General features: G+C 60.9%; 15 protein-coding genes and 5 tRNA genes. 6 read left to right on the top strand and 14 right to left on the bottom strand.

Going from position 1 to position 19,193, the window contains the following annotated elements; translation table 11 throughout:
• Positions 1-352: 352 nt before the first annotated feature.
• Positions 353-443, bottom strand: a tRNA-Ser gene (locus tag HMPREF1206_RS02635).
• Positions 444-677: 234 nt separating this feature from the next.
• Between HMPREF1206_RS02635 and HMPREF1206_RS02630 the strand changes: the two genes are divergently transcribed.
• The gene (locus HMPREF1206_RS02630; protein ID WP_016421847.1) at positions 678-1,658 is read left to right on the top strand and encodes a diaminopimelate dehydrogenase; all 981 of its coding nucleotides are present in this window, start codon (positions 678-680) and stop codon (positions 1,656-1,658) included.
• A 108-nt stretch (positions 1,659-1,766) separates the two neighbouring features.
• On the opposite strand, the gene HMPREF1206_RS02625 is transcribed toward HMPREF1206_RS02630, so the two are convergent.
• From HMPREF1206_RS02625 to HMPREF1206_RS02615, 3 genes are all read right to left on the bottom strand, one after another.
• Entirely contained in the window at positions 1,767-1,955 is a 189-nt protein-coding gene (locus HMPREF1206_RS02625; RefSeq protein ID WP_016421846.1) for a CsbD family protein, read from the bottom strand.
• Positions 1,956-2,090: 135 nt separating this feature from the next.
• Positions 2,091-2,669 (bottom strand): tRNA adenosine(34) deaminase TadA, encoded by a 579-nt coding sequence (tadA, locus tag HMPREF1206_RS02620; RefSeq protein ID WP_016421845.1) that lies wholly within the window; start codon positions 2,667-2,669, stop codon positions 2,091-2,093.
• Positions 2,611-3,168, bottom strand: coding sequence for a tRNA adenosine deaminase-associated protein (locus HMPREF1206_RS02615; protein WP_005510946.1), 558 nt, complete (start codon positions 3,166-3,168; stop codon positions 2,611-2,613). The genes tadA and HMPREF1206_RS02615 overlap by 59 nt, the downstream gene beginning before the upstream one ends.
• A gap of 38 nt (positions 3,169-3,206) precedes the next feature.
• Between HMPREF1206_RS02615 and HMPREF1206_RS02610 the strand changes: the two genes are divergently transcribed.
• Both HMPREF1206_RS02610 and HMPREF1206_RS02605 read left to right on the top strand, forming a co-directional pair.
• Entirely contained in the window at positions 3,207-4,232 is a 1,026-nt protein-coding gene (locus HMPREF1206_RS02610; RefSeq protein WP_016421844.1) for a prephenate dehydrogenase, read from the top strand.
• Between the two features lie 9 nt (positions 4,233-4,241).
• Complete coding sequence (locus HMPREF1206_RS02605; protein WP_016421843.1) at positions 4,242-5,090, top strand: CoA transferase; 849 nt, start codon at positions 4,242-4,244, stop codon at positions 5,088-5,090.
• Between the two features lie 47 nt (positions 5,091-5,137).
• Here the strand turns inward: HMPREF1206_RS02605 and HMPREF1206_RS02600 are convergent, their stop codons facing one another.
• Positions 5,138-6,127: an LLM class flavin-dependent oxidoreductase gene (locus tag HMPREF1206_RS02600; RefSeq protein ID WP_016421842.1), complete on the bottom strand. Its 990-nt coding sequence runs from the start codon at positions 6,125-6,127 to the stop codon at positions 5,138-5,140.
• 387 nt (positions 6,128-6,514) lie between these two features.
• Between HMPREF1206_RS02600 and HMPREF1206_RS02595 the strand changes: the two genes are divergently transcribed.
• Positions 6,515-7,699: an IS256-like element IS3503 family transposase gene (locus HMPREF1206_RS02595; protein ID WP_011018353.1), complete on the top strand. Its 1,185-nt coding sequence runs from the start codon at positions 6,515-6,517 to the stop codon at positions 7,697-7,699.
• A 149-nt stretch (positions 7,700-7,848) separates the two neighbouring features.
• Here the strand turns inward: HMPREF1206_RS02595 and HMPREF1206_RS02590 are convergent.
• The 4 genes from HMPREF1206_RS02590 to HMPREF1206_RS02575 all read right to left on the bottom strand — a co-directional run bounded on the left by HMPREF1206_RS02590 (position 7,849) and on the right by HMPREF1206_RS02575 (position 12,533).
• A tRNA-Arg gene (locus HMPREF1206_RS02590) sits at positions 7,849-7,921 on the bottom strand.
• A 232-nt stretch (positions 7,922-8,153) separates the two neighbouring features.
• Entirely contained in the window at positions 8,154-11,789 is a 3,636-nt protein-coding gene (locus HMPREF1206_RS02585) for a phosphoribosylformylglycinamidine synthase (RefSeq protein ID WP_016421841.1), read from the bottom strand.
• Between the two features lie 573 nt (positions 11,790-12,362).
• Positions 12,363-12,438 (bottom strand) — tRNA-Arg (locus HMPREF1206_RS02580).
• Between the two features lie 3 nt (positions 12,439-12,441).
• Positions 12,442-12,533: transfer RNA gene (locus HMPREF1206_RS02575), tRNA-Ser, on the bottom strand.
• A 211-nt stretch (positions 12,534-12,744) separates the two neighbouring features.
• Here HMPREF1206_RS02575 and HMPREF1206_RS02570 point away from each other — a divergent pair.
• Positions 12,745-13,884: a histidinol-phosphate transaminase gene (locus HMPREF1206_RS02570; protein ID WP_016421840.1), complete on the top strand. Its 1,140-nt coding sequence runs from the start codon at positions 12,745-12,747 to the stop codon at positions 13,882-13,884.
• 14 nt (positions 13,885-13,898) lie between these two features.
• Here HMPREF1206_RS02570 and HMPREF1206_RS02565 read toward each other — a convergent pair whose 3' ends face one another.
• The 5 genes from HMPREF1206_RS02565 to HMPREF1206_RS02545 all read right to left on the bottom strand — a co-directional run bounded on the left by HMPREF1206_RS02565 (position 13,899) and on the right by HMPREF1206_RS02545 (position 18,018).
• Positions 13,899-14,792: a hypothetical protein gene (locus HMPREF1206_RS02565; protein ID WP_101688002.1), complete on the bottom strand. Its 894-nt coding sequence runs from the start codon at positions 14,790-14,792 to the stop codon at positions 13,899-13,901.
• On the bottom strand, positions 14,785-15,528 hold the full coding sequence (locus HMPREF1206_RS02560) for a hypothetical protein (RefSeq protein WP_016421838.1): 744 nt from the start codon (positions 15,526-15,528) through the stop codon (positions 14,785-14,787). The genes HMPREF1206_RS02565 and HMPREF1206_RS02560 overlap by 8 nt, the downstream gene beginning before the upstream one ends.
• A 291-nt stretch (positions 15,529-15,819) precedes the next feature.
• Complete coding sequence (locus tag HMPREF1206_RS02555; RefSeq protein ID WP_016421837.1) at positions 15,820-16,548, bottom strand: hypothetical protein; 729 nt, start codon at positions 16,546-16,548, stop codon at positions 15,820-15,822.
• Between the two features lie 62 nt (positions 16,549-16,610).
• Positions 16,611-17,393, bottom strand: a complete 783-nt coding sequence (locus HMPREF1206_RS02550; protein ID WP_016421836.1) for a hypothetical protein — start codon at positions 17,391-17,393, stop codon at positions 16,611-16,613.
• Positions 17,394-17,933: 540 nt separating this feature from the next.
• A tRNA-Ser gene (locus HMPREF1206_RS02545) sits at positions 17,934-18,018 on the bottom strand.
• A 197-nt stretch (positions 18,019-18,215) separates the two neighbouring features.
• Here HMPREF1206_RS02545 and HMPREF1206_RS02540 point away from each other — a divergent pair.
• A complete protein-coding gene (locus tag HMPREF1206_RS02540) occupies positions 18,216-19,184 on the top strand; it encodes an NAD(P)H-quinone oxidoreductase (RefSeq protein WP_016421835.1) in 969 nt (322 codons plus the stop codon).
• Positions 19,185-19,193 lie beyond the last annotated feature (9 nt).

The following is a 19,193-nucleotide window of genomic DNA, read 5'->3' as shown; positions in this document are numbered from 1 at the left end:
GCACTCCCTCGGACTTCACCTGCAGTTTGAAGCCTCTTCGCTACTCCGATGCTAGCGACCACCCCGGATTGGCCAACATCAACTCTGGCGCTGACGCGGTCACTGGGGGCGGGCACGACATAAAAACCGGAAATACTTTTGCTAAGAGTAGCGGACTTCCCGGATAAACGTGAACAATGGGGTGTGTGTTACTGATGTTAATTTTGTGATTTAGGTGCTCCAGGTCGGACGCCTCACCATTTGCCGCTTTACGACGGACACCTCCCACACCTCCACCACACCCAGGCAATCAGGGCCGATTAAATGCAAAACCCCCGGGGCTCCTACTTAAAGGAACCACCGGGGTTTTTATTGGCGGTGACGGAGGGATTTGAACCCTCGGTACGGGGTTACCGCACAAAGCATTTCGAGTGCTTCACCTTCGGCCGCTCGGACACGTCACCGCTAGAAAACGTTACAGGTAGCCCCTTTATCTACCAAATCCCCAGGTCAGGGCGCCCAGGCCTTCGCCAAGCCGCTCTCGCTGCACTACATCCTGCGCCACCCCAAGCCCGTCAACCCTCCACCGCGCTATTCGGGGTGGCCAACGCCCGCTGAGATATGTAAGGAATAGTCTGTAGCTTGAAATCTAGAAACTTAAACACAGAAGTACAGCCACACAGAAAGGGTTCTCCCTCATGATTCGTTCCGCCATCATCGGCTACGGCAACTTGGGCCGCAGCGTCGAAAAGGTCATCGCTGACCAGCCGGACATGGAACTCGTCGGCGTTTTCTCCCGTCGCGATTCGCTGGACACTGAGGCCCGCGTACTCCCGGCGGCGGATGTCGCAAAGTACAAGGATGAGGTAGACGTACTGTTCGTGTGCCTCGGCTCGGCCACCGATGTCCCGGAGCAGGCCCCTGAGCTGGCAAAGAACTTTACGACGGTCGACACCTACGACAACCACCACGAGATTCCGAAGCACCGCGCGGCCATGGACGCCGCCGCCCGCGAAGGTGACAACATCGCCATGATCTCGACCGGCTGGGATCCGGGCCTGTTCTCCCTGAACCGCGTCCTGGGCGCTGCTATCCTGCCGGGCGCAGACCAGATGACCTTCTGGGGACCGGGTCTGTCGCAGGGCCACTCCGATGCCGTGCGTCGTGTGCCGGGAGTGAAGAAGGGGGTCCAGTACACCAAGCCGAACCCGGAAGCTATCGAGGCCGTAAAGAAGGGCGAGGGCGCAGACCTGAAGGGCAACGAATGCCACCTGCGCCACTGCTTCGTCGTCGCCGAAGAGACCGGCAACGCCGACGAGGACGCCAAGCTCAAGGAGCAGATCCGCGAAACCATCGTGACCATGCCGGATTACTTTGCCCCTTACGAGACCATCGTGGACTTCATCTCCGAGGAGGAGTTCGACCGCGATCACCAGGGCATGCCGCACGGTGGCCAGGTCATTACCCGCGGCCAGGCCGGTACGTCCGGTCACGTCATCGAGTTCGGCCTCGACCTGGATCGCAACCCCGACTTCACCGCAGCTGTCCAGGTTGCCTACGGTCGCGCTGCCTACCGCCTGAAGCAGGCCGGCGAGACCGGTGCCCGTACCGTCTTCGAGATCGCCCCGTACCTACTGTCCGCCGAACCACTGGATGACCTGGTGGCCCAGAAGCTGTAGCCAGCCCCAACGCTGGCAGCCGGCCATCGAAACACAAAGAACCCCAACCACCTCCGCATATCAGAAGCGGAAACGGTTGGGGTTATCTCTACCCGAGAACTAAGCGCTTTACTTGTCAGTCAGCTTGCCCAGGGTCTCAGTGGCCTTGTCCTTCAGATCCTCAGCACCCTGCTTGACCTTCGAAGCAGCCTGCTCGCCCTTGCCCTGGTTTGCCAGATCCTCGTTGCCAACGGCGTCGCCGGCAGCTTCCTTAACCTTGCCGCCCAACTCGTCGGCCTTGTTCTGCAGCTCGCTCATTATGTAAGCCTCCTATGTAAACGACTTATCTATTCTCTAGAGCCACCGTCTAGCAGCTCCACCAGTTCCGACGGTACGTGAAAATGAAGGCTCGTCACGGCCACGACGGGAATTGTGACCTAACTGTGACCCCGCTCACGCTTCCAACTGCCGTTGCCGTTCGAAGAATTCCCGCAGGTAAACGGAGCATTCGTCGGCAAGCACACCCCCGCGCACCTGCGGCGTGAATGCGTGGGCGGGATCGCGGATGACATCGGCGATAGAGCCGCACGCGCCGGTCTTGGGCGACCACGCGCCGAAGACCACGCGCCCCACGCGCCCCATGACGCACGCGCCGGCGCACATCACGCACGGCTCCAGCGTCACGACCAACGTGCACTGCTCCAGCCGCCAGCCGTCACCAACGACGCGGGTGGCCTCGCGCAACGCAATGACTTCGGCGTGGGCAAGCGGGTCACCATCAGCTTCCCGACGGTTCGAACCCCGGCCCACAACCTTGCCCTCGGCATCCACGACCACAGCTCCCACCGGCACATCCCCGGGTGCCGTGTGAGCAGCTTCGGCAATAGCCAGGCGCATCCACTCTTCGTCGAGAATGTCCTGTTTTCGACGGGGTAGCGCGCTTGGCCTCTCGTGCAAATGACCTTTCTCAGAGTTAGTCGTCATAGGGGTCGTAGTCGTCATCGTCGCCGTCGTAATCCAGGTCGGCGACATCGGCTAGTTCCTCGGCACACCCCAACTCCTCGGCGATGGCCAGAAGCTGCTCGGACGCCCACAGCGACTGATCGTCACAGATGGACTCCAGGGCTTCCTCCGAACAGCCCAGGTCAGCGAGGATATCCATGTCCCCCTCAGCCCAGGCATCGACATCGTCGAGCTCGTCCTCGTCGAGGTCGGGGATATCCAGATCCAGCTCGTCGAACACATCTGCCGCAATGTCATCGGTCACGGCAGCGGTAGCGTCGGAAAGCACTACGCGCAGCGACCCAACTCCCTGGCGCACGAGAATGAAGTAGTCGTCGTCGATATTGAGCATTCCGACAGCAGCGCGTTCCGAACGCAGATTGCGCAGCGCCTGTGCGGCGTCAGCGAGCGAATCGGTGGCGTCATCCCCGAGGTCGACGACGCGCCAACCGCGCTCCCCCATAGTTACGGCAACCGCGAAGGAGCGGTCGTCATCGGAGGTGTACCCTCCGGAAAAGGTCGTGCTCATAACCCACAACGCTAGTCGCTGTATGTCATGCTTGTCAGGTGAGCAATTTCGAGTCCCCCTCCCCTGCTTCGTCCTCCCTGTCAGCTGCACAGCTACCCGCGGTATGCATCCTCGGTTTGGGCCTCATCGGTGGCTCCATGATGCGCGATCTGCGGGCTCATAACGTCGAATGCTTCGGTTGGAATCGCTCGTCCGCAACGGTCGAGGAAGCCACGAAGGAGGGATTCGACGCCAGCACAGATCTTCAGGCCACGCTCGAACGTGCTGAGGCCAGCCGCGCGCTCATCGTGATCGGCACCCCCATGACAGTCGTCGGCACGATGCTCGACGCCATCAATGAGCACGCCCCCAGCTGTGGCATCACGGATGTGGTCTCCGTGAAGGCGGCCGTCGCCGCCGAGGTCTCCGCTCGCGGGATGGAGGAACGCTTCGTCGGCGCGCACCCAATGGCGGGTTCCGCGCAGGCGGGCTGGTCCGCCACACTCGAAGGGCTTTTCGACGGCGCCCCCTGGGTCATCACCTACGACCTGGCAGCTGCTGCCGATGCTGCGGGCAAGCCCGTCCCGGAGCGCTGGATTGAGGTCTTTTCGCAGGTCGCCAACTTGGGAGCAGCTCTTGGCAGTCAGCTCATTCCAGCGCTAAGCGATCACCACGATGCCAGCGTCGCCCGCATCTCCCACATGCCACACCTAGCAGCCTACGCAATTGCCGCCGCCGGTGAAGCCGGTGGTCCTCTGGCCATTTCGCTGGCGGCCGGCTCTTTCCGCGACTGCACCCGCGTCGCCGCCGCTGCTCCCGACATGGTCATGTCCTGGTGCGAGAACAACACCGAACCCGTGCTCGCCGCGCTTGACGACGTCATCGAGCGCCTCACCGCCGCGCGCACCCAGTTGGCCACCGAGGGAACCGCTATGGACCTGGCCAAAACCGGTCAGATTGCCCGTGTCCGCTACGAGGCCCGCCCCGCTCACCGCCCGGTTTTCCGACTGCGCGTCGGCGAGGGCGATTGGATCAACCAGTTGAAGTTGGCCGAAAGCGTCGGCGGCCAGGTAGATGTGTTCTAGTGTGGAACTATGTTTTCCCCCGAGCTGCACACCAGCCTCGCCGGCATCACTGTCGTCAACTTCGCCATTAACGTTCCGGGACCACTGGCCGCTCAGTACTTGGGCCAGCTAGGTGCCCGGGTGATTAAGGTCGAACCACCCACAGGCGACCCGCTCGGTTCCTTCGGCCGCCCCTGGTATGAAGCTATGTCCGCAGGTCACGAGATTATCCAGGCGGATCTGAAGAGCGATGAGGGCCGCGCACAGCTGAGCTCGCTGATTGATGAGGCCGATGTGGTCATCACCTCGGTTCGCCCCTCCGCACTGGAACGCATGGGGCTGGCGGGTCTCCACGAGCGCCCGAATGGGCCGGTGCATATCGACATTGTCGGTGACACCGACGCTCCGGAAACACCTGGCCATGACCTGACTTACCAGGCGGAAGCCGGAACTCTCACGCCTCCGGCCATGCCTCCGGTACTGTTGGGCGACATCCTGGGCGCACACTTTGCGGTCACCGCTGCCCTTGCCGGGTTGATTAAGCGGGCGGGTGCGGGTGCAGACGTCGTAAAGCAGCCTGGACTGCACTGCCGCATTGGCCTGAAGCAGGCGGGTGAGGCCGGTGCCGCACCGCTGAAGTACGGCATGACGGCGCCCGGCGGACTACTCGGTGGCGGCCTGTGGACGTACGGCCTCTACCCCAGCGCCGACGGCTACGTGGCCGTGGCAGCGCTGGAGCCGCACTTTGCCGCCGCCCTGACCGAGGCCACACGCGCGAGCAACCGCGAGGAGCTTGCGGATTTCCTCCGCGAGCGCACCAACGCCGAAATCATGCAGCTTGCCAGCGAAAAGTCGCTGCCGCTGGCTGCAGTGAAGTAAGCGGGTCAGTTTAAGGCCGCGCGCCTCGGGGGTCGGGGCCTGGAGCCTTACGCGGTCAACCCCGCGGCCTCTGCGGTGAGCTCCACCGAACGCAGCCGGTCAGGAACCTTCAGCGATTGATGAGCCACAATCAGCTCATCCGCCGTCGAGTACTCACCGAACTGCGCAATCTGCTCACGCACCTGCGCCACCGTGCCGACTGCCGTGTGACGGAACATATTCTGCACCTGGCACCCCTGCGGAGTATCCATCAGAACCTCCGCCTCATCGTCAGTGAGGTGATGCCCACCGCGACTCAGGAACCGCCCGACCATGTTCCTGCGGGTAGCGAAGTACTGCTGCTGCGCGTCCTCTTCGCTTTCCGACGCAATCACATTCATGGCCGCAAAAGCGTACGGCTTATCCAGCTGCTCAGAAGGCTGGAACTGCTCGCGGTAGACCGCGATGGCATCGCGAAGCGCGTCCGGAGCGAAGTGCGAAGCAAACGCGTACGGCAAGCCGAGCGCCGCTGCGAGTTGAGCACCAAAGAGCGAGGAGCCCAGGATGTACAGCGGCACATGGGTGCCGCGACCCGGAATTGCGTTGATGCCCTTGATCAGCGACTCGTCGGAGAGGTAACCGCGCAGCTCCTGCACATCCTGCGGGAAGGAATCGGACGAACGCGGGTCACGCCGCAGGGCGCGCATAGTGGCCTGGTCCGTGCCCGGCGCGCGACCAAGCCCCAGCTCGATGCGATCCGGGTACAGATTCGCGAGCGTGCCGAACTGTTCCGCGACCGTCAGCGGTGCATGATTCGGCAGCATGACGCCGCCGGAGCCGAGGGTGATGCTCTCGGTTTTTGCAGCCACGGCTGCGATAAGAACTGCCGGCGACGAGGACGCGATGGAGTTCATATTGTGGTGCTCTGCGTACCAAATACGCTGATAACCAGCCCTTTCCGCTGTCTGCGCCAAATCGATGGAGCCCTGTAGGGCGTCGGCGTGGGACTGCCCCGAGGCTACGGTAGCAAGGTCAAGAATGGACTCAGTACGAATCATGGTTCCACAGTCTAGACCGTTAGGCGGATATTGCGAGTTTGAGATGCTTCGAATACTGAGGCGCTGGGTTTTGGGGTTTGGGGATTCGGGTGCGGGTGGCTCGTGGGTGGCTCATGGGTGGCTCGTGGGTGGACGGGCTCATGGGTGGCTCGTGGGCGGTATTCACTTGTCGATGAGGTATTCACATATCGATGAGCTATAGCCTGGCCACAAGTGAATAGCTCATCGATATGAGGGGTTAAGTAAAGAAAAGTGTGTCCGCATGCCACCATAACCCCAGACCACACACCACAAATCACCAAAGAATAGCTCCCCGAAAGCTATTACCCACACCATCCCGCACCTCCGGCCACATTTGTGCTAACCGCACACCGGTTGGATTAAAGGATGACCACCAACCGCCCCAGCTGCCCACTATGCGGCAACAACACAAAGAAAAACGGCACCACCAGCAAATCAACCACCCGTTGGCGCTGCACCCACTGCGGACACTCCTTTACCCGCAACACCCAAACCCACAACAAAAACACCGCCACCATGGCTTTGTTCATCCAATGGGCCACCGGCACCCAATCTCTAACCACCTTCGCCGCACACCATGGCGTAACCAGGCAAACCATGCACCACCGATTCCGATGGTGCTGGTGGATCATCCCCACACCCACCATCGACTCATTCCGCATCCATGACCAAATCTTCCTCGACGCGACCTATCTAAAGTCCGGATGCCTCCTGATCGCAGCCAGTAAAACCCACGTCATCAACTGGACCTGGGCCAGACACGAAACCACCGCCGCCTACACCGAACTCCTACGCCCCATTGCCGCACCACTAATCGCAGTCACAGACGGCGGACAAGGTGCCCAATCAGCCATCCACCACTGCTGGCCAACAACACGCATCCAACGCTGCCTCGTCCACGCCCAACGAACAGTCCGCCGCCACACCACCAGCAACCCCCGCACCGATGCCGGCAAAACCCTCTACCGCCTAGCCCTGAAACTCACTCGCATCACCGACCTTGACCAAGCATCCACATGGGTCGCCCACCTGCACGAATTCGACCACACCTACCGGGAATGGATGAACGAGAAAACCACCATCAAAGACCCTGCTACCGGCGCCTACACCAAGGTCTACACCCACCAACGCGTCCGAGCGGCCTATCAATCATTGCTATCTCTGCACCGCAGAGACCTGCTGTTTACCTACCTGCAACCCCCACCAACAACCATCGACCCCGACAACCTTGCAGCAACAACAAACAGCCTCGAAGGTGGCATCAACGCCCCCATAAAAGAACTAGCCCGCAGACACCGCGGACTATCACTACCGCATCAACGCACAGTGATGGATTGGTGGCTGTATCTACATACAGAAGTCCCTGACGATCCGGTCAAGATCGCCAGGGACCAACGATGGGGTCAAGACGCACTTTCCACAGCAACAGACCTGATCACCCACAACACCACAGCCACTACCAATGACATCGGTGCACCAGCAGAATACGACACCGCCATCGACACCAGCTACCAACACAACCTCGGCATCCAAAAAGGCTGGATCAAATAACCGCAACACGCCCGGAAAAGACACACTTTTCTTTACTTAACCCGATATGAGCGCAGGCAAAGCCAATACCGCGCGCATAAGTGCCGGAAAACCATCGATAAGTCGGGCAGACAAAAAGACCCGCACCTTACCGGTGCGGGTCTGCGTTGTGCGCCCGAAGGGATTCGAACCCCTAACCTTCTGATCCGTAGTCAGATGCTCTATCCGTTGAGCTACGGGCGCATTTTGTTGTTATTCAGCGACTCTGGGGTAATTCCCTCGGCCCCTGCAACGAATAGATACTTTACTCATCCTGCTAAGTTTTACAAAATCGCCTGTTCAAGCAACCTTTTCGGCACTTATTCAAGTACATATTCGTTGCACATTAACAACAGGTTTCGTAGCGGTTACCCCGGCCTATCCGAACAGGACCGACCGAGGTACCCCTGACCGAGGTAACGAAGAAACCGAGGAACTACTCGCCGCGGACCCAGCGGACAGCGTTGCCAAAGATGTCCTGCTCACCAATGCCCGGAATATTGCGCATCAGCCCCTCGCGGAAACGCTCCGGGTGGCCCATCTTGCCCAGAATCCTGCCGTCAGCACTGACAATGCCCTCAATGGCGTAGGAAGAACCGTTCGGGTTGGCTGGCGCTGTCATCGTCGGCACGCCCTCGGCATCGACGTACTGGAAAGCGACCTGGCCGGCCTCGAACAGGCGGCGGGCCTCGTCCTCGGAGACCACAAAACGGCCCTCACCGTGAGAAACCGGCATGAGGTGGGTCTGGCCTGGCTCGAAATCGCGCAGCCACGGGGAATCCACGGTCGCGACGCGAGTAGTAGCGATGCGGGACACGTGACGCAGCTGGCGGTTGTGGGCCAGGGTCGGCGAGTCCTCGCGGAGCTGCGCAGGGTCGCCGTACGGCAGGAAGCCGGACTTGACCAGCGCCTGGAAACCGTTACAAATACCGAGCACAAGACCGTTGTCGGCCACGAACTCCTTGACGGCGGCTGCGACATCGTCGGAACGCAGGAACGCGGCGATGAACTTGGCGGATCCGTCCGGCTCATCACCCAGGGAGAAGCCACCGGAGAATGCCAGAATGTCGGCATCCTGAAGCTTCTCGATGAACGCCTTCGTGTCCTCCGCCAGCATTGCCGGGGTCAGGTTGCGGATTACGTGGAACTCGTAGGTAGCGCCCGCTGCGACGAATGCCTCGGCCATGTCGTACTCGGAGTTGGTACCCGGGAAGACCGGCAGCAGCACGTGGACATCCTTCTTGCCCGGGCTTTGCAGGTCGGTCTTGGTCTCGCTGACCTGGTTAGCGAACTCCGGCAGGGCCTCACCCTCGTAGTCATTGAGCGGGAATACCTCACGGTAACCGGACTCCATTACCTCCAGAGCCTCGGCGACAGTGAAGGACTCCTCACCGAAGCGCAGCGTGCCCGAATCGTCGGTGGTACCAATCTTCACAGCGCCCTCAACATCCTGACCAGCCGGAACAGCCACAACGATGGAGCCCAGCGGAGCCTCCGGGAGGGATACCTCCAGGCCCACGCCATTGCCCACAGCCATGTTGACCAGGGACGCAGCCAGATCCGCATTGGTAACAGCCGAGGCCGCAGCCGGACGCAGCTCGCGCACAGCGGCAAACAGTTCGTTGAGCTGCTCGTAGTTCGGTTCCCCGGACTCGAGCGGCTTGTGCGCAAACAGGTAGAGGTCGAAGTTACCTGCCGGGATTGCAGCGGATACGGCGTCGGTCTCGTCCATCGCGGCAACTGCGAAGGTCACCAGGGTCGCCGGCACGTGCAGGTCCTCACCGTAGGTGCCGGACATGGAGTCCTTACCGCCAATGGCCGCAACCTGGAAGCCGTCCTGAGCCTCCAGCAAGCCAAGCAGAGCCTGCGCAACCTCGCCCCACCGCTTCGGATCCTGGTCCAGGCGCTGGAAGTACTCCTGCACACTCAGCCAGGCACCGCGCGGATTGCCACCGGCCGCTGCGAGCTTAGCCAGTGCCTCCACGACGGAGTAGGAACCCATGAGGTACGGGGACTCGTCGGCAAGCGATGGCGAGTAACCCCAGGTCATGATGGATGCGGTGCTCGTGCCGCCATCGACCGGCAGCGTCTGGATCGACGCCTGCTCGTCGGTCTTCTGCGTCGCACCGCCGTACGGCATGAGCACGGTGGAGCGGCCGACGGTCGAGTCGAACTGCTCGATCATGCCCTCCTGGGAGCCCGCCGTCGCCGCACGTAGCGACTCCAGCACGCTCGCCGGTGCCTGCTTTACGACGCCGCCCTCCGCAGCAACCATCTCGACGTTCTGGGCGCGGTCGGCGCCGTTGGTGTCGATGAACTCACGGGAGAGGTCGAACACGACCTCGTCGCCCATGAACATGCGCAGCCGACCGGTGTCGGTGATGTCTGCCAGCGCGACGGCCTCAATGTTCTCCTCGGCAGCGGCGGCGATGATGAAGTCGGCATCCTCCGGGCGCACGACCAGCGCCATGCGCTCCTGGGACTCGGAAATCGCGATTTCGCGGGCATTCAGACCGGCGTACTTCAGCGGCACGCGCTCGAGGTGAATATCAATGGAGTCAGCCAGCTCACCAACCGCAACGGACACGCCACCAGCGCCGAAGTCATTACAACGGACGATCTTGGTGGCGACATCCTCGCGGCGGAACAGGCGCTGAATCTTGCGCTCGTTGACCGGGTTACCCTTCTGCACCTCGGCGCCGGAGCGGCCCAGCGAGTCCTCATCGTGGGCCTTCGACGAGCCGGTCGCACCGCCGACGCCGTCACGGCCGGTGCGGCCACCGAGCATGATCACCACATCGCCCGGCGCAGGTTCGAGGCGCTTGACGTTGTCTGCCGGGGCAGCGGCGACGACGGCACCGAGTTCCATTCGCTTAGCGACGTATCCCGGGTGGACCAGCTCGCGCACACCAGTGGTGGCCAGACCGATCTGGTTTCCGTAGGAGGAGTAGCCGGCTGCGGCACGAGAGGAGATATCGCGCTGCGGCAGCTTGCCCTCGAGGGTCTGCTCGCGCGGAGTGTTGATGTCACCTGCGCCGGACAGACGCATGGCCTGGTAGACCCAGGAACGGCCTGACAGCGGGTCACGGATTGCGCCGCCGAGACAGGTGGAGGCGCCACCGAACGGCTCGATTTCGGTCGGGTGGTTGTGGGTCTCGTTCTTGAACATGAGCAGCCACTTGCGGTCATCGCCCTCGACGTCGACGTAGACGGAGCAGGCGTTGATTTCCTCGGAAACTTCCTGGTCATCCATCACGCCCGTGCGACGCAGTTCGCGGCCCATGATGGTGCCCATGTCCATCAGGGTGCGTGGCTTGTGAGTGCGGCCGTTGAGTTCACGCAGCTCGTCGTAGCGACGCAGCGCGCGATCCAACTGCGCGGCAAAGCGCGGCTCGTTGTTCTCGATGGAGGTCAGCTCGGTGTTGAAGGTGGTGTGGCGACAGTGGTCTGACCAGTAGGTATCCAGCGCGGACAGCTCCACCTCGGTCGGAGTGCGGCCCTCGGAGCGGAAGTAGTCCTGGATGGTCTTCAGATCGGCCAGCGACATGGCCATGCCGTCGGCTGCGAGCAGCTCGGCCAGGCCTTCGTCATCCAGCTCGGTGAAGCCCGGGTACTCCTTCAGCGGCTCAATCTCGCCCATGCTCGGACGGCGCAGGACGTTCAGGTTCTTCTCCCCCGACTCGACCGGGTTAATGAGGAAGGAGCGTACGGCGTCATTCACCGGAGCGTCGAAAACATACAGCGTTGCCGAGGTGATCTGCGCGCGGGTTTCCGGGCGGAGTAGCCGCAGGGCCTGCTCGGCGGCATCGGCACGCTGGTCGTACTGGCCAGGAAGAGGCTCGACAGCAAGGTAGTTCCCCAGCTCGGCGGGCGTCGGGAGCTCGGCCAGCTCGTCGACACGCGAATCAGCAACTACCGACTCACGCAGCGCGACGAGGTCCTCCTCCGTCGCATCGAAAGCATCGTAGAGATAGTAGATTGCCACCTCACCGTCCTGGCCGATCGAGGACAGCAGCGTAGCTTCCTCATTGCGGAACTCGGGCTTACGGCGAACGGCTAGACGGGCGTCCATCAAGGCTCCTATCGAAATACGGGGAGGGCAACCGGGGTCTAAGTCTATTGCAACTGTTCAGGATAGGAAAATGTCCCTCGGTACGCGAGGTGGACGGCGCGGGGCGGAGGCGGCGCGGGGCGGAAGCCCCGATTGACCAAGTACAAGGCCAGGCTAATCGGATTCGGTCGGGCAAAGGCTGCGCGGGGGTGTTGGAGGTACGGCCGTGGCGGCTCAGAGAGGTGGCGAGTCGGTCGGCAGGTCCGGGTTGGTGCCTGTTGCTGCGCTTTGCTACCTGTTGCTGCGCGTTGCTGAAGCAAGGGAGCTGGTTCGTTGTCTTATCGATGCATAGTTCACCCATCGATTCGCTATAGCCTGGCCACAAGTGAACAGTGCATCGACAAGTGCACACGTAGCACCCACAGCGTGCGCATAAGTGGCGCAAAACCATCGACAGGTCACGAGAAACCATCGATATGTGACCGAACCCTGGCCACAAGTGAAGGACCTCGCTGCCCCCGCCCCGCAATGCCCCGGCTCGCGCTGCCAGGTAATAAATACAAAAGACCCGCACCTACAAGGTGCGGGTCTACATGGTGCGCCCGAAGGGATTCGAACCCCTAACCTTCTGATCCGTAGTCAGATGCTCTATCCGTTGAGCTACGGGCGCGTGTGGCGGAGGCGAGAGGATTCGAACCTCCGGCCCGTCGCAAGACAGGCAACTCCTTAGCAGGGAGCCCCATTCGGCCGCTCTGGCACGCCTCCAAAACCACTGGCATCGGTCCCGCTTCAGCAAAGCTGTTCGCCATTGCGTGGACGAGACCAAATAACCGCAGCCAATCCTACAGAACACAAGAATTGAAAAGCAAAACACCCGCGGAGCCACCAAATACGGCGCCACAAATAGCGACCACACCTTGGGATTTTGCGGGGATTCTGTACTGCCCAATCCGGGCCATGTTCTACAGTTAGGCCTATGACCAACGATGCATCTTCAGTTCAGCCCAAAACCCGCGCCGACCTCGAGCAGGTTCCGGCCTATGTCCCGGGCAAGGCTGTGCCCGGCGCGCTGAAGATCGCGTCCAATGAAATGACTCAACCGCCACTGCCCTCGGTGGTGGAGGTCATCTCGCAGACCATCGCTGACCCAACCACCAGCCCGAACCGCTACCCCGACATGGGCGCGGTTGACCTGCGCATTAAGCTCGGCGAGCACCTGGGTCTGCCCATGGAGCAGGTCGCGGTCGGCTGCGGCTCCTCCGCTCTGTGCCTGCAGCTCGTGCAGGCCACCTGTGCGGATGGGGATGAGGTCGTGTTCCCGTGGCGCAGCTTCGAGGCCTACCCCATTCTCGCTCGCGTCGCCGGGGCTACTCCGGTGCCGGTGCCGCTGGATGCGCAGGGTCGCAATGATCTTTCGGCAATGGCTGCGGCTATCACCGACCGCACGCGCCTGGTTTTCGTCTGTAATCCCAATAACCCGACGGGCACGACCATCACTCGCGAGGCATTCGCGGAGTTTATGGCGCAGGTTCCGGGCGATGTTGTGGTCGCTCTCGACGAGGCGTACATCGAGCTGGTGGACGAGGCCACTCATGCTGCTACCCCGTTGGCGCATGAGCTGCTGGATACCTACCCCAACCTGGTTGGCCTGCGCACATTCTCCAAGGTCTACGGTTTGGCCGGGCTTCGTGTGGGCTACATGTTCGGCCCGGAGAAGCTTGTGGAGGCCGTGAATAAGGTCGCTATCCCCTTCTCCGTAAACACTCTCGCGCAGATTGCCGCGCTCACCTCGCTCGACGCACAGGAAGAGCTCACCGCCCGCATTGCTGAGGTCCGCGCACAGCGCGTCGCCGTCACAGAGGCCATCAACGCCGCCACCGGCCGCGAGACGGTGCTGCCGAACTCGCAGGCCAACTTCATTTGGATTGACGAGGGTCGGATTGCGGATCTCTCTTTGCTTGACGACGTCTCGGTGGCCACCACCACGGATCTCGGTGACTTCCTGGCGCAGCGCAACATTCTCATCCGCTGCTTTGCCGGCGAAGGTGCTCGCATCACCATCACTACTGAGGAAGAGACCTCGCAGCTGCTGGCTGCGCTAGGAATTGAGCGCTAACAGCTATCGCTCAGCTAGCAGCTACCGGCGCGGCCGGTGGTCGCGCCACCGCTGCGCTCAATCGCCTTTGCGATGCGGTCAAGCATTTGCTGGCCGGTCTCATAGGTGCCGTCGTCAGGCTGGGCTGCGATAGCGACACCAACGAAGGTGCCCGGCTTCTTGCCCGGCAGATAGCCGAACTGCCGCACAAGGTAGACACCTTCATCATCTGGGCCCCACCCACCCTTGAAGTGGGCACCGCGGATGCGTCCGAGGCCGTAGGACTGCTCGTCGGCAATCTGTCCCATGAGGTCAGCGACCTTTGGGCCCGCCTCGATGCACTGCAAATTGGCGCCGAAAATAGCCTGGTCGCGCAAATCCCACTGCGTCTGCCCGAAGACGGTGTATTCCGCACGGATGCGGTCAGTGCCCATGACGGTGCGGGTGTCGTGGCCCTCTCGGAGAATCTCGTCGGTGGTCGCGCCCGCGGTCGCGTCATCGCCCAGGGAGTACCACATGGACTCAGCCGCATCGTTATCGGAAACCGTGATTGCGGCTTCGACCAGGGAATCCACGCCCGATTGGCGCACATAAGCCACCGCAATCGGCACCTTGGAGGTAGACCAGGCCGGACCCGTTTTGAAGTCACCTGTGGCAACCACTTCGGAATCCTTATCCGGCGTTGCCAGAGCGGCGCCGGCCAGACCACCGAGTTCCTTTTGCGCGGACTTCACTGCCTCGACAACTTCGCGAGGCATCTCACCGGGCACAACTTTCCCGTCGGAGGATGCTCCGCCGGGGCCGTCGTCAAGCGGATTGGATAGCGTCGGCGACGGCATGTCCGCCGAGTCGGTGCCGATGGTGCAGGCGCTAAGGCCGAGCGTGACGACGGCGGTTGCGGCCAGAGCTACTCGGAGACGTTTAGACAATGTGCACCGTCGCATTCGTACCGCCGGTACAAGTGACAACCTCACCGTTATCGCGGCAGGTCATGCTGTATGTCTTGCCTGTTGTTGGGCTGCTAGCGGTGACAGTACCGTTGAGCTTCTTCGTAAGTTGATACTGCTCAACGAAGGAATTGCGGACGTTGGTGGCAAACTGACAGGTCGTCGTGTTACCGCCGACATCTTCTGCATATACCAAGTTCAAATCACCCGGATCGCCTGAGCCGGAGCAGTGGCGCCAATTCGATGGCGGCTGGAACCCTTCAGCGCGACGCTTCTGCTCAGCAGTCGACGACGTGGAGGAATCCTCAGCACTAGCGGACTGAACCGACTGGGGCGAGTTGCTGCCGGCCGAATTCACTCCCTTCGAATCGGAGAAGTAGAAGTAAGCCATTGCGCCGACGAAGAGAGCGACCGCAACGAGTGCCAGGACAATAACCGCGATGGTCAGCCCCTTGTTGTCATTGCGCGGCGCAGCAGCCGGACCAGCTTGCGGACCTGGAACATAGGGGGCAGGGCGGTATGGTTCAGGCTGCTGGGACTGTGGATACTGCTGCTGCAGATACTGGGTCTGCCCCTCAGGCTGCTCCCACTGTGACCCATCCACAGCGCTCCACGCATTTGCCGGCGTATCAGCGGACGGTTGATCATCTGACGTGCCCGGATTTATGCTCCACTCACCGAACGAGTCGTCCGAGTGGTTGCTCCGATTCGTTGCCATTGTTCGACCTTTTCCCTCAATACCGTCCGCCAGCATGACGCTGGGTTTGTATTACAGCAAGACCGAGCTTACCGGTTTTAGCAATTTGCCCGTATTGTTTCAGGCCACAGTACACGTTGGTCGGAGCAATTAAATTACCTCCGCAAAATTACCTGTGGCAGATTTCGGACACACGAAACCCCCGACCGCATGCGACCGGGGGTTTACGTTCTGCAATTCGCTCTCTATCCGGGGGAAGTTTTTACTTATCCCTCAGAGAGAACTGCCGCTAATCGCGACCTCGAACAGTCGTTAGAACGGCCACCACGACGGCTTCGCATTCTTGTTCACGACTACCTTTTCGCCGCCAACGACCCAGTTCGCGGTCGGGTTAAAAGCCGCGCCCAAGTTGGCGTAGCCGCCGTTGTCGAACTCACCTTCATAGCCTGGAGCCCTGTACGTGAAGTCAACGGAGACAGACTTCGAACTGCTGACAGTCGGGTTGTCCTTGAAGACACCGAGGAAGCCGCCCTCCGTCCAAGACAGGCGCACCTGACGATTACCGTTGCGCTCGGTGTTGACGTACTCCCCCTCCTTCAGCGTGTAAATACCGCCACCGAGGATATTGTCCTGCGACTGGCGAGTCACACGAACGAGCTCAAAGTCAGCCGGGATGTTGTGGCCGATTCCCCGCAGTTTGCCTTCGCCATTGACGCCGACGACCTCAATACGGATGGTGACCTCGTCACCCGGTCGGACCTCCTTACCGCGGATAATCTGCGAGTAAACATCAGCAGACCAAATCGGGCCACCGACAGTGCCGAGCTTCACCTTCGGGGCGCTCGAGCCCGGCAGGGTCAGACCAGGCGAATTAAGTCCTGGCGAGTTCAGACTCGGCGAGGGCAGACCCGGGGACTGCGCCATGGCAGGAGCGCCGAAACCGAAGGTCAAGCCAGCTGCGAGGGTAACTGCGGCAATGGCGGTACGGGAGCGACGTCGCGGACGAGAGGCCTTAGTGGTCTGGGCGTGTGCGTTGTACATGTTGAGAAGCTTTCTGTGAGACCTGAGAACTATCGAGATGAAAGTGCGCAGATGGAAACTACTTAGCGGTTAATGCCCGGCGACGGCAGCCCCGGCGACGGCAGCCCCGGGGACTGGAAGCCCGGCGACTGCAGGCTCGGGGAGCCCAGCGAGCCACCCGGAACACCCGGAATACCCGGAGCCGGCGCCTCCCGCTTCACAGTGAGCTTCGGCCCCATGTCATGCAGCTTCTCCACCGAATTGCTCGGGTTGAAGTGGATTTCGGTTCCCGTATTCAACGCACCGTCGGCAATCGCGTCCGTGACGCGGTACTGCCACTTGAAACTCACAGTCGACGTGGTCGGGGAGCCCCATGCCTGAAAGATGGTGCCGGCCTTAAACTCCACCGCACCGTTGTTAACGATTTCCAGCCACTTATCCGACTCGTTCGGATCCGCCCACTCATCGTCGCCGACCTTGTACGTCGCCGAGTTGGCCACGTACTGCAGGCCATCCGGAATGACATCGGTCATTCGCTGAATGTAGGACTTCGCACCCCAGATGTTGTTGTCCGTGTAGGTCAGAGTAAAGGTCACGACATCGCCAGGCTTGACGACGGCACCCGCGACACCATTGACCTCAACGGATCGCGTCACATTGGAGTTCTTCCAGCTATGCGTCGCGCTGGAGGAACCAGTACCGGTGACTTCGCCAATGGCGTCGGTGACGGTCTGAGTGATGGAATCAATGCTCGGCAGTTCCTGAGCATGTGCGGTATTACCGAATCCCGCAAAGGTCATACCTGCGGCTAGAGAGAGTGCAGCAATGCGAGCAATGCTGCGGTTACGTACGGTGCGAGTTGCCATCTGTCACGGGCTCCTTTTAACGATGCGAAGACTTGTGGTCGGAGTAGGCCAACATGGGGGTTCTCCAGTAGGAATGCACGCGTGATGCATCGGCGTGCGATTCACTTGGCGATAGTTAATACGACACCTATCGACGGCGGCAACAAGTAGCCATTTTTCGAACATCAACCTAAAAATCGAAAACTATGTCGCCACATCGGTCACACCAGTCACATGTCCGCACATGCGTTACAGGTTTGGGCCGGCTGGAATACTTTTAACTATAGAAATACACACTGCCCTGAAATGGCTATTCCCCACCGCTGCCGAAATTGACCCCATTTTCCATCCCGCGACAAAACACCCCAGCTTGCCCCCTGTAACGCTGTTCAGGGGTATCCAAAGAGCCCAATTACATGCCCGTCCGACCACCCCATAACGGGGTTAACCACGAAAACCGCCCAAAGGTCCAACTATCCGTCGCCGACCTCAGTACATACGCCAACTTTTAGGAGAAATGGAGAAACCCCCGGTAGAAGATCTACCGAGGGCTCCCAGCTGCGGAAGTAGAGGGATTTGAACCCCCGGAGGTGTGACCCTCGCTGGTTTTCAAGACCAGTGCATTCGGCCGCTCTGCCATACTTCCAACGCCAACATCATAACCGCATACCGCCGTAAGGCAGCAAACGCCCTCATAACACCCCTTGCCAGCACCTTTCGCAAGCCCTTCATCGGAAACCACACCCCAAGCATCCACCTCTACAGACATAACTATTTTTGCTAATTGCAAAAGAGCTTGAAATACCGCGTGCATAACCAGTTTTTGCATTACCTTTGAAGACTATGAAGGCAATCATTCAGACTGATCTTTCCAACCCCCGCGCCCTGGAATGGGCCGATGCTCCGGAACCGACTCTCGAGGATGGGCAGGTGCTGGTCAAGGTCAAGGCCGCTGGCGTAAACCGTGCTGACCTACTGCAGGCCGCTGGCCACTACCCGCCACCGAAAGGCGTGACCGACACTCTCGGCCTGGAGTGCGCGGGTGTCATTGAAGAGGTCAAGGGCGACTCTCAGGGCTGGAAAGTCGGCGACGAGGTCTGCTGCCTTCTCTCCGGTGGCGCTTACGCCGAAAAGGTCGCAGTCCCGGCCGGCCAGATTCTCCCACTGCCACATGGCTACTCATTCACCGAGGCCGCATCCGTCGTCGAGGTTGCCTGCACGGTGTTCTCGAATGTCGTGATGATTGCCGGCCCCAAGGAAGGCGACCTACTGCTGGTCCACGGTGGCGCGGGCGGCATCGGCACTTTCGCTATTCAGATGGCCAAGCGGCTCGGTGCTCGCGTCGCAGTCACCGCCGGTTCAGCGGAGAAGCTGGCTAAGTGCAAGGAGCTCGGCGCCGACATCCTCATCAATTACAAGGAAGAGGACTTCGAGGAGATCGTTGCAGCTGAGGGTGGCGCCAATGTCATTCTGGACATCATGGGCGCAAAGTACCTCGACCGAAACGTCAAGGCCCTGGCGAAGGACGGCCACCTGGTCATCATCGGCATGCAGGGAGGCGTTAAGGGCGAGCTCAACATCGGCCGCCTGCTGAGCAAGCGCGGCTCCATCACCGCCACCGGCCTGCGCTACCGCGATCTCGCTGACAAGGCTCGCATCGTCAACGCCACAGAGGACACCATCTGGCCAATGCTTGCCGACGGCACCGTCACCCCTCAAATTCATGAGGTCATGGATATGCGCGACGCAGCCAAGGCCCACGAGCTGCTCGACAGCGGCGCGGTCAGCGGCAAGATTGTGCTGACCGTCTAGTTAACCGGC

It is taken from the genome of Corynebacterium sp. HFH0082 (assembly GCF_000411235.1).
Lineage (GTDB): Bacteria > Actinomycetota > Actinomycetes > Mycobacteriales > Mycobacteriaceae > Corynebacterium > Corynebacterium jeikeium_D.
This window is presented reverse-complemented; position numbering and strand designations above follow the sequence as displayed.

Coding starts and splice junctions, on each gene's coding strand:
- HMPREF1206_RS02540 (WP_016421835.1), top strand. CDS start 18,216: ATGAAGGCAATCATTCAGACTGATCTTTCCAACCCCCGCGCCCTGGAA.
- HMPREF1206_RS02550 (WP_016421836.1), bottom strand. CDS start 17,393: ATGGCAACTCGCACCGTACGTAACCGCAGCATTGCTCGCATTGCTGCA.
- HMPREF1206_RS02630 (WP_016421847.1), top strand. CDS start 678: ATGATTCGTTCCGCCATCATCGGCTACGGCAACTTGGGCCGCAGCGTC.
- HMPREF1206_RS02615 (WP_005510946.1), bottom strand. CDS start 3,168: ATGAGCACGACCTTTTCCGGAGGGTACACCTCCGATGACGACCGCTCC.
- HMPREF1206_RS02560 (WP_016421838.1), bottom strand. CDS start 15,528: ATGGCAACGAATCGGAGCAACCACTCGGACGACTCGTTCGGTGAGTGG.
- HMPREF1206_RS02585 (WP_016421841.1), bottom strand. CDS start 11,789: ATGGACGCCCGTCTAGCCGTTCGCCGTAAGCCCGAGTTCCGCAATGAG.
- HMPREF1206_RS02595 (WP_011018353.1), top strand. CDS start 6,515: ATGACCACCAACCGCCCCAGCTGCCCACTATGCGGCAACAACACAAAG.
- HMPREF1206_RS02570 (WP_016421840.1), top strand. CDS start 12,745: ATGACCAACGATGCATCTTCAGTTCAGCCCAAAACCCGCGCCGACCTC.
- HMPREF1206_RS02625 (WP_016421846.1), bottom strand. CDS start 1,955: ATGAGCGAGCTGCAGAACAAGGCCGACGAGTTGGGCGGCAAGGTTAAG.
- tadA (WP_016421845.1), bottom strand. CDS start 2,669: ATGTCGCCGACCTGGATTACGACGGCGACGATGACGACTACGACCCCT.
- HMPREF1206_RS02600 (WP_016421842.1), bottom strand. CDS start 6,127: ATGATTCGTACTGAGTCCATTCTTGACCTTGCTACCGTAGCCTCGGGG.
- HMPREF1206_RS02605 (WP_016421843.1), top strand. CDS start 4,242: ATGTTTTCCCCCGAGCTGCACACCAGCCTCGCCGGCATCACTGTCGTC.
- HMPREF1206_RS02555 (WP_016421837.1), bottom strand. CDS start 16,548: ATGTACAACGCACACGCCCAGACCACTAAGGCCTCTCGTCCGCGACGT.